This window comes from Agrobacterium sp. SORGH_AS_0440 (genome assembly GCF_031453135.1).
GTDB lineage: Bacteria > Pseudomonadota > Alphaproteobacteria > Rhizobiales > Rhizobiaceae > Agrobacterium > Agrobacterium pusense.
Genome location: NZ_JAVIYR010000001.1, coordinates 1617160 through 1631387, shown reverse-complemented (window position 1 = coordinate 1631387; position 14228 = coordinate 1617160). Strand labels below are relative to the sequence as shown.

The window sequence follows — 14228 nt, the reverse complement described above, 5'->3', positions numbered from 1 at the left end:
GTCATGCATTTCGAAAAGACCCACGATGGATTTAAGCTTGCGATCGGCAACCGCACCATCCTTTCCCATTCGCCCGACGAGCCGGCCTTCTTCGCCGGCTTCGGCAAGGAACGGATGGATATGTATCGCGGCAATTTCGATATCGAAGACTACGTCGTCGAACGAACTGCCCTGCGCCACGCCGAGATCAGCGGCGACAGCGTCACGCTTTCCTCCGCACCGGGACAGACCCCTCGCCTTCGCCTGACACTCGAAAGCAATGCCGTCCTGCTGACGGCGCTGGACAAGACCATCAACCGCCTCTGGCTGCGCATCTTTGCGGAAACGGACGAGCATGTCTGGGGCGGCGGCGAGCAGATGTCCTATTTCGACATGCGCGGACGGCGCTTTCCGCTCTGGACCTCCGAGCCCGGCGTTGGACGCGACAAGGCCACCGAAATCACCTTCAAGTCAGACGTCAACGGCAAGGCAGGCGGTGATTATTACAACACCAACTATCCGCAGCCGACCTATCTCTCGTCGCGTAGATACGCGCTGCATGTGGAAACGAGCGCCTATTCGGTCTTCGATTTCCGCAATGGCGATTTCCACGAGATCGAAATCTGGGCCATCCCTGAAAAGATCGAATTTTTCGCCGGCGACAGTTTCACCGATATCGTCTCCGCGCTGTCCCTACGGTTTGGACGGCAGCCGCAATTGCCGGAATGGATCTATAATGGAGCGATCATTGGATTAAAGGATGGCGTCAATTCGTTTGCGCGGCTGGAGAAAATCCGCGCAGCCGGAACGCTCGTCTCGGGCCTGTGGTGTGAGGACTGGGTGGGGCTTCGCCAGACATCCTTTGGCGCACGCCTGTTCTGGGACTGGCAGGCGAACGAAACCCGTTATCCGCATCTGCGCCAGAAGATCGCCGAGCTTGCCGATCAGGGCATCCGCTTCCTGGGTTACGTGAACCCCTACCTCTGCGTTGACGGCCCGCTTTTCCCGGTGGCCGAACAGGCCGGTTATTTCGCAACGGATGCGGAAGGAAAAACGGCCCTGGTGGATTTCGGCGAGTTCGATTGCGGCGTCGTCGATTTCACCAATCCGGCTGCCGCCGACTGGTTTGCCGAAGAAATCATCGGCAAGAACATGCTGGATTTCGGCCTTTCCGGGTGGATGGCTGATTTCGGCGAATATCTGCCGATCGATATAACGCTCTCCAACGGTGTCGACGCAAAGCTGATGCACAATGCATGGCCCACCCTGTGGGCCGAGGTCAATGCAAAAGCCGTCGAAAGCCGCGACAAGACCGGCGAAACGCTGTTCTTCATGCGCGCAGGCTTCACTGGAGTGCAGGCCCATTGTCCGCTGATCTGGGGCGGTGACCAGTCGGTCGACTTCTCCCGTCATGATGGCCTTGTCACCGTCATTTGCGGCGCGCTTTCATCCGGCCTCATGGGCAATGCCTATCACCATTCCGATATTGGTGGTTACACCAGCCTGTTCGGCAATGTCCGCACCGCGGAACTTATCATGCGCTGGACGGAGATGGCCGCCTTCACGCCGGTCATGCGCACCCATGAGGGCAACCGCCCGCGTGACAATCTGCAGATCGATCAGGATGAAGCGGTTCTCGCCCATTTCGCCCGCATGACGACAGTCTATGTCGCGCTTGCCCCCTATCTGAAATCGCTCTCCGCCGAAGCGGCCAGAACGGGGCTTCCGGTGCAACGCCCGCTTTTCCTGCATTACGAGAATGACCGGCAGACTTACGCCATTCAGGACAGCTATCTCTATGGCCCCGACATGCTGGTGGCTCCTGTCTGGAAAGCGGGAGAAACGCAACGCACTCTCTATCTTCCGGGCGATGGGCAGTGGGTACATCTGTGGAGCGGCGTGCATCATCGCGCTGGAAACGAGGTTACCGTGGAAGCACCACTCGGCCGGCCCGCGGTTTTCTACCGCGCCGATAGTGGCAACGTCACCCTGTTTGAACAGCTCCGCACCATCTGAGCCGTTGACAGCCAGCTAAAAAAACGACAGTTTCCGACCCATTCCGAGGGGAGCACCAGACGGTGCTGAGATGGCGTTGAGCCGGACCCTTGAACCTGATCCGGATCATGCCGGCGTAGGAACGGAAACTGTTGCGCCTTTGGGGCGCTGCCCTTTCTCTTCTCCGCTTTGTCCTGATCTTCGCGATTGTCACGTGTGGAGACCGAATGATGATGCTGAAAGTTTTTGTCCGTCGCACCCGGTGCGTCTGCGTCTGAGGTTCGGCTCATGCGTGCCGCCCATGCGTTGAACGGTGTCGGTCTCCTGCTTGTTCTCTGGCAGGCAGGCACGTGGCTGTTCTCGCCACCCCGTTATATCCTGCCGGCGCCGGCCGATGTCGCCGCGGCCTTCCTGCGCCAGCCCGGTTTCCTGTTGGGGCAGGCCATGGTTACATTTCTCGAAATGGCCGTTGGACTGACGGCCGGCGTCCTGGTCGGTATTCTCGTGGCTTTCACCATCGCGGCAATCCCCCGTCTCGGTCGCCTCGTCTGGCCGATGGTTCTGGTTTTGCAGGCCTTTCCGGTCTTCGTGCTGGCGCCCATCCTCGTCCTTTGGTTCGGCTTCGGCATGGCCTCGAAAGCGGTGATGACGGCGATCATCATCTTCTTTCCCGTCGCCTCCTCCTTCACCGATGGCCTCAACCGGACGGATCGCGCCATTCTCGATGCCGCCTCGCTGACGCAGGCAAGCCACTGGCAGGTTCTCACCCGGTTGCGCGTGCCACTGGCACTGCCTTCGCTTATCTCCGGGCTGCGGGTGGCCGCACCCCTCGCACCGCTGGGCGCCGTCATCGGCGAATGGGTTGGCGCATCGGCAGGGCTTGGATTCGTGATGATCCAGTCAAACGCGCGCATGCAGACCGACACGATGTTCGCCGCCATGGCGATACTCGCCATCATGGCGGTACTGCTGCGACTGGCGGTGGATCGCGCCACCGCCCATCTGGCGCCCTGGGCCAGGGAAACAGAACACACCATTCCTTTCGGGTATTTACGGAGAATTTCAGCATCATGAAGCGAACTCTTCTTTCTTTCGTCGTCGCGGCGGCAAGCATATTTGCCCCCGTTCAGTCACAGGCGGCCGACAGGCTCACGGTATTGCTGGAATGGTTCGTGAACCCCGACCATGCGCCGATGGTCGTCGCGAAAGAGCGGGGCCTTTTTGCGGATGCGGGGCTCGAAGTTGAACTTGTTCCGCCGGCAGATCCTTCCGCCGTTCCGCGCCTCGTTTCGGCAAAACAGGCCGATATCGGCGTGCACTACCAGCCCAACCTCTATCTGGACCACGATGCCGGCCTGCCGCTCGTCCGTTTCGGCACCCTGGTCGAAACGCCGCTAAACACCGTCACCGTGCTGGCTGACGGACCGATCAAAAGCCTGAAGGACCTGAAGGGCAGGAAAGTCGGTTTTTCCGTATCCGGCTTCGAGGATGCCATGCTGAAGCGCATGCTGGAAAAGGACGGTCTGACGAAAGACGATGTGGAACTCATCAACGTCAATTTCTCCCTGTCGCCATCGCTCGTCGCCGGCAAGGTGGACGCCACGCTCGGCGGCTTCCGCAATTTCGAACTGACGCAGATGAAGCTCGAGGGCCACGAAGGCCGATCCTTCTTTCCGGAGGAACATGGTGTTCCGGCTTATGACGAGCTGATCTTCGTCACCCATCGCGATCTCGCAACAGACAGCCGCCTGCCGCGTTTCCTCTCCGCCGTGGAACAGGCCGCTATTTTCATCACCAATCACCCGCAGGAATCCTGGCAGCTCTTCATCAAGGCCTATCCCAATCTCGATGACGCACTGAACAAGCAGGCTTTCTTCGACACATTGCCGCGTTTTGCCAAGCGCCCTGCCGCGCTCGACCGCGCCCGCTATGCGCGTTTTGGCGCTTTCATGCAGGAAATGCAGCTCATCAAGCAGGCGCCGGCGGCGGACGAAATCGCCGTGGAGCTACAGCAGCCATGACCGTCCCTTTCCCCACGACCACGCAGGCCGCCGAAATCCTTGAAAAAGTCAGACAGGCGCGTCCGCGCGTACATTGCCTTATGAATACCGTGGTGCAAAAATTCACCGCCGACGGGATTACCGTTGTCGGCGGCATTCCCTCCATGACCACGTCGCTGGAGGAAATCGAAAGCTTCGTTGCCAAGGCGGATGCGCTGACCATCAATCTCGGCACGCTGGATGCGGAACGGCGCAAGGTTATCCTGCTGGCAGTGGAGATCGCCAACGCCTCAGGCAAGCCCTGGATCGTCGACCCCGTGCATTGTGACTATTCTCCATCCCGGCTGGCCTTCGCGCGTGAGCTCATCACTCTCTCTCCCGCGATCGTGCGTGGCAACCGTGCCGAAATGAGCCTGATCGGCGAGGTGCCAGATGCAATCAGGATCGAGACCGGGCCGGTAGATCACCTGAGCGACGCGACGCGACGCGTCAGGATCGTAAACGGCCATCCCTGGATGGCTAAGGTAACGGGTACGGGCTGCCTCTCGGGAGGCGTCATCGCTGCTTTCATGGCGGTGGAACAGGATGCTTTGGCAGCGGCGGCGTCCGCCCTTGCCGTCACCGGCGTCTCCGCCGAACTGGCCGCGTCCTGTGCCAGAGGTCCCGGCACGTTCGAACCGGCATTCCTGGACGCGCTTTCGGCGATTACCGGCGAGGATATCATCAATCATGCGAGGATCGAGAATGAACAAGGTTGATTACCGCCTCAACGCGCTTGTGGATGCGAGCCTCGGCGATGTCGCGCCTCTCTTTGAGCTTGCTCTGGCGGCTGCACTTAATGGCGCGACAATCCTGCAATATCGCGACAAGCACGGCTCGACACGGGAGATGATCGAAAACGCCCGCGCCATCCACGAGGCCATCGCCGGCACCGGCGTGCCGCTCGTCATCAATGACCGGGTGGATGTTGCGCTCGCCTCGGGCGCAGATGGAGTGCACCTTGGCGCCGACGATATGGACGCCAGAACCGCTCGGCGCATTCTTGGCGAAAAGGCGATCATCGGCCTCACGGTCAAGAACCGCGCCGACGCCGAGCGGGCAGCCTCCATGCCCGCCGATTACGCCTGCATCGGCGGTGTGTTCGACACGGTTTCAAAGGTCAATCCGGACAAGCCTGTCGGTATCGATGGGTTTTCGACACTCCGCGCCTTGCTGAGGGAATGGCGGCCGGACATGCCGGTGGGCGCCATCGCCGGCATCGATCTTTCCCGCGTCCCCTCTGTCATTGCCGCCGGTGCGGATGGAGTCGCGGTGATTTCCGCCATCTTCCGCGCGGCGGATATTGCCGGCGCGACCAAGGAGTTCCGCTCCGCAATCGATGCCACCCTGAAAGCGAGACAGCCATGACATCAATTGCGTTGACCATTGCCGGGTCCGACAGCGGCGGCGGTGCAGGCATACAGGCCGACCTCAAGACATTCTCCGCGCTCGGCGCCTATGGCGCCAGCGTCATCACCGCCATCACCGCACAGAACACCAGAGGCGTAACTGCGGTCGAGGATATTTCGGTGACCACCATCATCGCGCAGATGGATGCGGTGTTTTCCGATCTCACCGTCAATGCGGTGAAGATCGGCATGGTTTCCCGTATCGAAACCATTGCAGCCATAGCGGAGCGGCTCCGGCGACAATCGCAGCCCGTGGTGCTGGATCCAGTCATGGTAGCGACGTCAGGCGACCGTTTGCTGCAAGAAGACGCCATCGAGACATTGCGGCGCGAGCTTCTGCCAATCGCGACCATCGTTACGCCGAACCTGCCGGAAGCGGCGCTTTTAACCGGCACGCCGATAGCGGAGACGGAAACGGACATCAATCATCAGGCCGCGGCGATCCTGAAAGCGGGCGCGAAAGCGGTGCTCATCAAGGGCGGACATGGTGCGGGGCCTGAGAGCACGGATTATCTGTTTGCAGATGGCACCATGCAGGCGCTTTCCGCTGCACGCGTAGAGACGAAGAACGATCACGGCACCGGCTGCACGCTGGCGGCGGCGATCACGGCTCATCTTGCGAGGGGAAGCGAGTTGCTGGAGGCCGTGGAGCTGGCGAAGGATTATTTGAATGGGGCGCTCGATGCTGGGCGGAGCCTTGCCGTTGGACATGGGCGGGGGCCGGTGCATCATTTTTATCGGTGGTGGGGGTGAAGCCCCACACTCGATGCTACCTCGCCTTCGGCGTCGCCAGCACATTCCGGATCGCGAAACTCGAATGAATACGCGAGACCCCCGGCAGCTTCGAGAGTATCTCCTTGTGGATGCGCTCGAAATCCCCCGCACTTTCTGCCTCGCAACGCAGGAAATAATCCGAACCGCCGGTCATGAGATAACATTCGCGGATTTCCGGATATCGCCGCACCGCATTCTCGAAACGGTTGAGAAAATCCTCCGTCTGCCGGTCGAGCGTGATCTGCACGATGACTGAAATCACCTCACCGCCGGCGAGGCCGCTGGTAAGCGCCGTGTAACCGCGGATGATCCCTTCGCGTTCGAGAATATCGACGCGACGCAAGCACGCGGATGGCGAAAGCCCGACCTCTGCAGCAAGCTTTGCGTTGCTGATGCGGGCGTTGAGCCGAAGCAGCCGTATGATATGGCGGTCGGTCGCATCGAGTGACGACATAGAAAATTCCAATCAACAAAAGAAAATTGCGCGATTGCCAATTCTATCGCAGTTCCTTCGAATAATCGCCAAGAAATTCGATAATCGTTGCAATACTCTCATAAGATAAAAATGAGGGTGAGCGACTATGGACATGCAGATCAGCCGCCAGCAGGCAGCCGGTGGTGCGAGCGGCCATCTGACCATCGATCTCGGCGCATTGCGCGACAATTATCTGGCACTTGCGGCGATGGCGCCCGCATGCCAGACGGCGGCGGTCGTCAAGGCCGATGCATACGGCCTCGGTGCCGATATGGTCTCGCAAACCCTGTTCGATGCGGGGTGTCGCCATTTCTTCGTCGCTCATATTGACGAGGCGCTGGCGCTCCGGCTGCGTCTTCCCGCCGAGGCGCGGATCTTCGTCCTCAACGGCCTTCAACCCGGCAATGAGACCTCCTGCGCCGCCATGGCGATCACACCGGTTCTCAATTCGCTGGAGCAGATCGCCCAATGGGCGGCCCATGCCAAGACGCTCGGCAGGAAACTTGCAGCTGCCGTACAGATCGATACCGGCATGTGCCGCCTCGGCCTTTCCCCCGAAGAGCTGGAAACCCTCACTTCCCAGCCGCAACTGCTCGATGGTATCGACATCGCCTTCGTCATGAGCCACCTCGCCTGCGCCGACGAACCGGGCCATGCCTGCAATGCGGCACAGCTGTCGGCGATGCGGCAGGCCACGATTGCGTTTCCTGATGTCCCGGTCTGTTTTTCCAACTCCGGAGGTATTTTTCTGGGTCGTGAGTACCACAACCACCTGCTGCGCCCCGGCATCGCGCTTTACGGCGGCGCACCCTCTGCCGACCGCCCGAACCCGATGAAGCCGGTCGTTCGCCTCGATCTCGCCGTGATCCAGACCCGCACCGTTCCCGCCGGTTCGCTGGTTGGTTACGGCGGTTCCTTCGAAGCCTCCGGCTCCACGCGTCTGGCGACCATCGCCGCCGGTTACGCAGACGGCCTGCCGCGCTCGCTCAGCAATCGCGGCGCGGCATGGTATGATGGCGTGCGCCTGCCGATTGCGGGGCGCGTTTCGATGGACAGCATCATTCTGGACATATCCGCCCTGCCCGAGGGAACATTGACCCAAGGCAGTTTCGTGCAGATGATCGGCCCCGAGCAAACGCTTGAAGACATCGCGGACGATGCGGGCACGATCGCCTACGAAATCCTGACCGGCCTCGGTCGTCGTTATCGCCGTACCTATATTCAGCCGAACGAAACCCCGGCCTTTGCTTCAACATCAGTCAATCACAAGTGAGACGATCATGAACGTCACTATCCTCGGAGCCGGCGTCGTCGGCGTGACATCCGCCTGGTATCTGGCCAAAGCCGGGCACAAGGTGACGGTGATCGACCGGCAGCCGGCTGCAGCGCTCGAGACCAGCTTTGCCAATGCGGGTGAGGTTTCCCCCGGCTATTCTTCGCCTTGGGCCGCGCCGGGCATTCCGGTCAAGGCCATGAAATGGCTGTTCATGAAACATGCACCACTGATCATTCGCCCGACGGTCGATCCGGCGGCCTGGCGCTGGATGAGCCAGATGCTGCGCAACTGCACCTCGGCGCGTTATGCCATCAACAAGAGCCGCATGGTGCGCGTCGCGGAATATAGCCGCGACTGCCTGATGGCACTGCGGGAAGAGACAGGCATCCAGTATGACCAGCGCATGCAGGGCACGCTGGAGGTATTCCGCACACAAAAGCAGTTTGACGCCATCGGCAAGGACGTGGACGTGCTGACGGCGGGCGGCGTGCCTTTCGAAATTCTCGACCGAGACGGCTGCGCCGCCGTGGAACCCGGCCTCTCGCCATCGAAGGAAAGGATCGTCGGCGGGCTGCGCCTGCCTGGCGACGAGACCGGTGACTGCTACATGTTCACCACCGAGCTTGCCCGCATGGCGGAAGAAGCGGGCGTTACCTTCCTGTACGACACGGGGATCATGCGCCCCATCGTTGAGGCAGGACGCGTTAAGGCGGTGGAGACCACCCGCGGGCTTGTGGAAGCGGATATTTTTGTCGCCGCGCTTGGCAGCTACTCTCCGCAGTTCCTGCGTCAGCTCGGTCTGACCCTGCCGGTCTACCCGGTCAAGGGTTACTCCATCACGGTGCCGATTGTGAAAGAGGAACGGGCACCCGTCTCCACGGTGATGGATGAAACGTTCAAGGTGGCGATCACCCGGCTCGGTTCGCGCATCCGTGCTGGCGGAATGGCGGAAATCGCCGGCTTCAGCAAGGACTTGCCCGCAGCGCGGCAGGCAACACTCGCCCATTCGGTGGAAGACCTGTTCGGCGGCGCGGGCGATCAGTCGCAGGCGAAATTCTGGTGTGGCCTGCGCCCGATGACGCCGGATGGTACGCCTGTCATCGGCGCTACCCGCTACAGCAACCTTTATCTCAACACCGGCCACGGCACGCTCGGCTGGACCATGTCCTGTGGCTCCGCGCGCGTCCTTTCGGACATGATCAGCGGTGCGACGCCTGAGATCGACACTCACGATCTGGCAATCAGCCGCTACGCGGCATGACCGGCACGCCGCGGTTTCCGCTGATATCGCCCTCGCACGTCGTGTGAGGGCCGATACACCGATATCCTAAAGCGCCAGAGCGTCCCTAAGGGCTAGACCTTCCTTGGTACGAAGGTCAAGATCGGCCTCTATATGATTGAGATGTTGCAGCATCAGCGCCCGGGCCCTTGCCGCATCCTTCGCCTCCAGCGCATCCAGAAGATCGGCATGTTCGTTGTGACCGCAGCTCGATACGCCGGAGCGCCCATAGAGCGCGATGACCAGCGATGATCGCGCAACCAGTTCATCCATGAATTTTTCCAGGATGGCATTGCCGGCAATTGACGCCAGCATCAGGTGAAAATCACCCGAGGCCTTGATTTCGGCCCGCCGTGCGCTCGGCCCGCGTTCCTGCTGATGCCTGCTCTCCTCCAACAGATGTTCCCGCAGCTTCTTTACCGCCACAGGCGTGATTTTTTCGATTGCCGCGTCAACGACGCCGGGCTCGATCAGCCGGCGGGACGCAAATACCTGCCGCGCCTCGTCGGGCGTTGGATTGGAAACGAAAGCGCCCCGATTGCGCTCGGCCTTCACGAGGCCCTCATAGGCAAGCATCTGCAGCGCCGCGCGCACCACCGTGCGGCTGACATCGAACAACGTTCCCACTTCCGATTCCGACAATTTCGTTCCCGGCGCCAGCCGGCGATCGACAATGGCGTCGCGCAAAGTGTCTCGAATGGCCTGGGCACGATCCTCATGCGATGAATCGGGAGATACGGTTATGTGGGCAAGGCTCATGGGCGCGTCCTGTTTGCTCCCGAGTTTTAGCGCGAAGCGTGGGACGCAGGCAAACGGGAATTGTGGGAGACAGCCGGTCTGCCACAATTCATTCAGCGACCGTTCAGCAGGCGGGCTGTATTTCCTTAACCATCGAATTTGCAACTGGCAGCACCCTGCCACCTGGATGGAAAAACACCATGTCGTCCTTTGCAGCTAAAACCGTTATGGCTATCGCCGTCGCCGCCGCAACCATCGCTCCCTTCAACAGCGCATCCGCCGGTGACTGGGACCGCCACGACCGCCGCGACGCGGCGCTTCTGGGAGGTGTGCTTGGCCTTGCCGCCGGTGTTGCCGTTGGTTCCGCCCTTTCCCGCCCGGCACCAGTGGAGGAGGAACGGGTCTATATCGATCCGGCACCGCGCCGTTATCAGGCCTATGAGCCGAGCTATGTCTATGAAGAGCCGGACTATCGTTACTACCGGCCAGCACCGCAGCCGGTTTATCGCCCGGCGCCGGTCTATCGCGCCCAGCCGGTTTACGACAGCCGCCCCGTTTATAATCAGCGTCAGACCTATCGCACCATCGAGCCGTGGACCAACGCCTGGTACGATTATTGCTCGCAGCGTTACCGCAGCTTCAATTCCCGCACCGGCACCTACACGGATTATGACGGTCAGCGTCATTTCTGCGTAGCAGGCTGAAACGACGGCCGTTGCCGCAATTGCTGCGATTATTGCCAGGCCGCAGACGGAAAAATCTGCGGCTTTTTCAATGGGGCTCGGAGCAGGACGACTTCACGCTGTCGCCATAAGTCGTCCTCTGCGCAGTTTCAGGCCGCGCCGTTCTTCACATAGTCCGCCCGGTTGATACCATGGCGTTGCAGCTTGTCGTAAAAGGTCTTGCGGGCGATACCGAGCGTGGCGATGGTTTCCGTAACGTCGCCATTGGATTGCTCCAGTGTCTCGCGGATGATGCGCGCCTCGATCTCGTCCATACGCTCCGGCAAGGTGCCGGAAGCCGGGATTTCCGACTGCAGAACAGATGTGGCCGCCAATTCCGTCTCAAGCCCCAGAACTACCCTTTCGGCAAAATGCCCGAGTTCCCGGACATTGCCAGGCCAATCATGATCGTTGAGACGACGGGAAACCCCGGCGCCGATCTGCGGCACCGGCATGTTGAAGCGGTTGGCTGCCTTGGTGACGAAGTGGGAAAACAGGAGTGGAATATCCGCCCGGCGTTCACGAAGCGGCGGTATCGACAATGTGACGACATTCAGCCGGTAATAAAGGTCCTCACGAAACACGCCGCGTTCGGCCGGATCGCCAAGGTCGACCTTGGCCGCCGCAACCACGCGGATATCGACAGGTCGCTCCTCGTTTGAACCAAGCGGCGAAACCTCGCGCATTTCCAGCACACGCAGCATTTTCACCTGCACGGCAAGCGGCATGCTTTCGATCTCGTCCAGGAACAATGTGCCACCACTTGAATGTTCGATGCGGCCGACACGTTTTTTCTGTGCCCCGGTAAATGCCCCCGGCTCATGGCCGAAAAGCTCGCTCTCGATCACCGTTTCCGGTAGCGCACCACAATTCAGCGCGACGAAATTGCCCTTAGCGCGCTTCTTGCTCCAGCGATGAAGGGCCGTTGCCACCACTTCCTTGCCGCTGCCCGTTTCGCCAGCCACCAGCACATCGACATCCGTATCGGCAATATGCCTGAGCGTCATGCGCAAGCGCTCCATGGCGGGTGTCTGCCCGATCAGCGGCAGGTCGTCCTCCGCCTGCCCGGCTGCCCGGCGAAGTGCGCGATTTTCCAGCACGAGGCGGCGCTTTTCGAGGGCTCTGCGGGCGCTTTCCACCATCCGTTCGGCGGGAAACGGCTTGGCTATGAAGTCATAGGCGCCGTTGTGGAGCGCATCGACGGCCATGGGTACATCGCCATGGCCGGTAATGAGGATGACAGGCAGATCCGCATCGATCTTGCGGACATGGTCGAAAAATTCCAGCCCGGTCATGCCGGGCATGCGCACATCAGTGATAACGACGCCGTCGAAATCTTCACTCAAAGCTGCAAGCGCCTGCTCGGCTCGGGAAAAGGAAGTGACCGGCAGCCCGTCTAGCTCCAGCGTCTGCACCATCGCCTTGCGCAGCTGCGAGTCGTCATCGACCAGAAATATAGTACCATCCGCCGTCATGTCATGCTCGCTTCAGATATACGGAAAAACACGTGCCTGCCTCGCCACTCTTCACCTCAATGCGCCCGCCATAGTCCGAAGCAATATCGTTTGAGATGACAAGGCCAAGGCCGAGACCGCCCTCCTTGGAGGTATTGAAGGGTGAAAAAAGCTGGGCACGGATGGCTTCCGGAATGCCCCCGCCATTGTCGCCAACCGAGATTACAACCGCGTCGCCTTCTTCGCGAACACGCACCTCCACCCGGGCCGTATCAATCGCTTCAGTCGCTTCCAGCGCATTTTGCAGAAGATTGATGAGGATTTGCTCCAGCCGGATGCGGCTGCCGAGCACTTTCATATCCTGATCGGGCAAGACAATATCGAGCGCGTCCATCTGACCGGAAAAACGGCTGCGCAGCAGCATCACCGCGCCTTCGATGACGGTTCGAACACTGACAGGTTCAGCGCCGGTTCGGCCCTTGCGCGCGAGTATCTTCAGATCGCTGGTAATCGTGCCGATACGCTCGGTAAGGGCGGCAATGTCCTCAAGATTATCACTGGCTTCAGCCAGACGTTCACGCTTCAGCAGAGTGCGCGCATTATCGGCAAAGGCGCGGATTGTCGCCACAGGCTGGTTTATCTCATGGGCCACGCCAGCCGCCACCTGCCCAAGAATGGAAAGGCGGTTGGCCTGCACCAGCTCATGCTGGACATTGCGCAACTCCCCGGTGGGTCTTTTCGTGCAGGGCGATTTCCGCCTGAAGATGATCGCGCGTCTTCGTCAGATCGCGGGTTCTCTCCTGTACCTTCAGTTCAAGCTCGGCGCGGGCCCTTTGTTCTTCTTCCTTTTCCGTCAGAGCCTTGTGCCTGCGCCACAGCCACAGCGCTGAAAGCGCAATCAGCGGCATGAGCGTCGCCAGCGCCACCGCCCTGCCCTCGCGGATGGCGGCATTCAGAGCGGGTGCGACGGGCTGAAGATAATGCAGGGTCCAGGATGTCGTCGGCACCGGCATTTCCAGGCGAAGATAATCGCCGCGTTCGCGCCCCGGCTCGTCGACGTGGATGAGCGGAACACCGTCGCCCAGTGATCGAGCCGTTCGGAAAGGCAGCGTCGCCAGCGCCTCATTGCCGAATTGCAGGCTTTCGGAAATGGTGTTTCGTTGCGCCTCGTCGATGGCCGCGACTGTCTTGAAGCGCCACTCCGGCACGCTCGTCATCAGCACGACACCGTTTCTGTCGACGACATAGACCGGCTTGCCTCCGATATTCCAGTCCGCTTCCAGCCGGTTGAACTCGACCTTGGCAATCACGACGCCAAGCGGCCGGCCATCAGCCGCATCGATTCGGCGGGAGATATAGAGACCTGGCCGGCGACTGACATTGCCGAGCGCATAATGTTCGGACATGCCAGTCTTCATCGCCGCCTGAAAATACTCGCGGAAGGCATAGTTGGAACCCACAAAGCTGTCCGCCTGCCGCCAGTTGCTCGACGCGATGGTCAGGCCGGTCGGCCCGGTCACGTAAATAACAGAGGACTGGGTTCCTTCGATAAGCCCTTCAAGCTTTCGATTGAGCCGATCAAGAGCCGAAGAGCCGCCGCCATCGAGAGCGACGGCAAGATCGGGATCGCCGGAAAGAACCAGCGGAATGGCCCGCGGCCGCTCCAGTGCAACATTCAAAAGGGCGATCTTCAGTTCCGCATCGGTGGAGGCCTCGGAACCCGCCGCACGCAGGGCCTGATGGCGGGCAAATTCATCGGCGACAAGCAGCATGCCAAAACCGATAAGCAGCCAAAGCCCCGCGAGCGCCAGCCACTGCGCCCGTCGCTTCGCCTGGGAATGGAGTGAATTCTCTATCCGGTTCATGGGCCAATTGTGCGGATTTACACACAGACCGCAAGAGTTTTTGTCCGGAATTCCGCACAGTCAGCTGCCGCGACTTCTATCCCTCCAAAAAAGAACTTTTTGAATCAGTCAGTTACGGCAAATAATCAAGTCTGGCATGCGTATTGCACATGACTCCGCAATCGGCGCGAAGCCGTCAACGACACGGCGATCCCGGGAGGCCAATCAAGGCAGGGTGAGGCCG

12 protein-coding genes, 1 pseudogene and 1 riboswitch are annotated in these 14228 nt (G+C 60.4%); of the genes and pseudogenes, 9 read left to right on the top strand and 4 right to left on the bottom strand.

The features are described 5' to 3' along the window. The first annotated feature begins 3 nt into the window (after window positions 1-3). The 6 genes from QE453_RS07440 to thiD all read left to right on the top strand — a co-directional run bounded on the left by QE453_RS07440 (window position 4) and on the right by thiD (window position 6175). Entirely contained in the window at window positions 4-1995 is a 1992-nt protein-coding gene (locus QE453_RS07440) for an alpha-glucosidase (protein WP_142186537.1), read from the top strand. 36 nt (window positions 1996-2031) lie between these two features. Continuing rightward, window positions 2032-2134: riboswitch (TPP riboswitch) on the top strand. Between the two features lie 128 nt (window positions 2135-2262). Next, the gene (locus QE453_RS07435) at window positions 2263-3048 is read left to right on the top strand and encodes an ABC transporter permease (protein WP_112555664.1); all 786 of its coding nucleotides are present in this window, start codon (window positions 2263-2265) and stop codon (window positions 3046-3048) included. Further along, window positions 3045-3995, top strand: a complete 951-nt coding sequence (locus QE453_RS07430) for an ABC transporter substrate-binding protein (protein WP_309776628.1) — start codon at window positions 3045-3047, stop codon at window positions 3993-3995. Before QE453_RS07435 ends, QE453_RS07430 begins: the two co-directional genes overlap by 4 nt. Then, window positions 3992-4732, top strand: a complete 741-nt coding sequence (locus QE453_RS07425; protein ID WP_309776627.1) for a hydroxyethylthiazole kinase — start codon at window positions 3992-3994, stop codon at window positions 4730-4732. Before QE453_RS07430 ends, QE453_RS07425 begins: the two co-directional genes overlap by 4 nt. Continuing rightward, complete coding sequence (thiE, locus tag QE453_RS07420; protein ID WP_004438698.1) at window positions 4719-5381, top strand: thiamine phosphate synthase; 663 nt, start codon at window positions 4719-4721, stop codon at window positions 5379-5381. The genes QE453_RS07425 and thiE overlap by 14 nt, the downstream gene beginning before the upstream one ends. Further along, window positions 5378-6175: a bifunctional hydroxymethylpyrimidine kinase/phosphomethylpyrimidine kinase gene (gene thiD, locus QE453_RS07415; RefSeq protein WP_309776626.1), complete on the top strand. Its 798-nt coding sequence runs from the start codon at window positions 5378-5380 to the stop codon at window positions 6173-6175. Before thiE ends, thiD begins: the two co-directional genes overlap by 4 nt. 16 nt (window positions 6176-6191) lie before the next feature. Here the strand turns inward: thiD and QE453_RS07410 are convergent, their stop codons facing one another. Beyond that, entirely contained in the window at window positions 6192-6650 is a 459-nt protein-coding gene (locus tag QE453_RS07410; protein ID WP_004438693.1) for an Lrp/AsnC family transcriptional regulator, read from the bottom strand. A 127-nt stretch (window positions 6651-6777) separates the two neighbouring features. Here QE453_RS07410 and alr point away from each other — a divergent pair, with 127 nt between their 5' ends. Further along, on the top strand, window positions 6778-7944 hold the full coding sequence (gene alr, locus QE453_RS07405; protein WP_309776625.1) for an alanine racemase: 1167 nt from the start codon (window positions 6778-6780) through the stop codon (window positions 7942-7944). A 7-nt stretch (window positions 7945-7951) separates the two neighbouring features. After that, window positions 7952-9208: a D-amino acid dehydrogenase gene (locus tag QE453_RS07400; RefSeq protein WP_309776624.1), complete on the top strand. Its 1257-nt coding sequence runs from the start codon at window positions 7952-7954 to the stop codon at window positions 9206-9208. Window positions 9209-9274: 66 nt separating this feature from the next. Here the strand turns inward: QE453_RS07400 and QE453_RS07395 are convergent, their stop codons facing one another. After that, complete coding sequence (locus tag QE453_RS07395) at window positions 9275-9985, bottom strand: GntR family transcriptional regulator (RefSeq protein WP_044459853.1); 711 nt, start codon at window positions 9983-9985, stop codon at window positions 9275-9277. Window positions 9986-10164: 179 nt separating this feature from the next. Between QE453_RS07395 and QE453_RS07390 the strand changes: the two genes are divergently transcribed. Beyond that, a complete protein-coding gene (locus QE453_RS07390; protein WP_004438678.1) occupies window positions 10165-10668 on the top strand; it encodes a BA14K family protein in 504 nt (167 codons plus the stop codon). A gap of 128 nt (window positions 10669-10796) precedes the next feature. Here QE453_RS07390 and QE453_RS07385 read toward each other — a convergent pair whose 3' ends face one another. Then, window positions 10797-12161 carry a sigma-54 dependent transcriptional regulator gene (locus QE453_RS07385; protein WP_309776623.1) on the bottom strand — a complete coding sequence of 455 codons (1365 nt, stop codon included), beginning with the start codon at window positions 12159-12161 and terminating at the stop codon, window positions 10797-10799. 1 nt (window position 12162) lies between these two features. Further along, window positions 12163-14005, bottom strand: a pseudogene (locus QE453_RS07380) (ATP-binding protein). Window positions 14006-14228 lie beyond the last annotated feature (223 nt).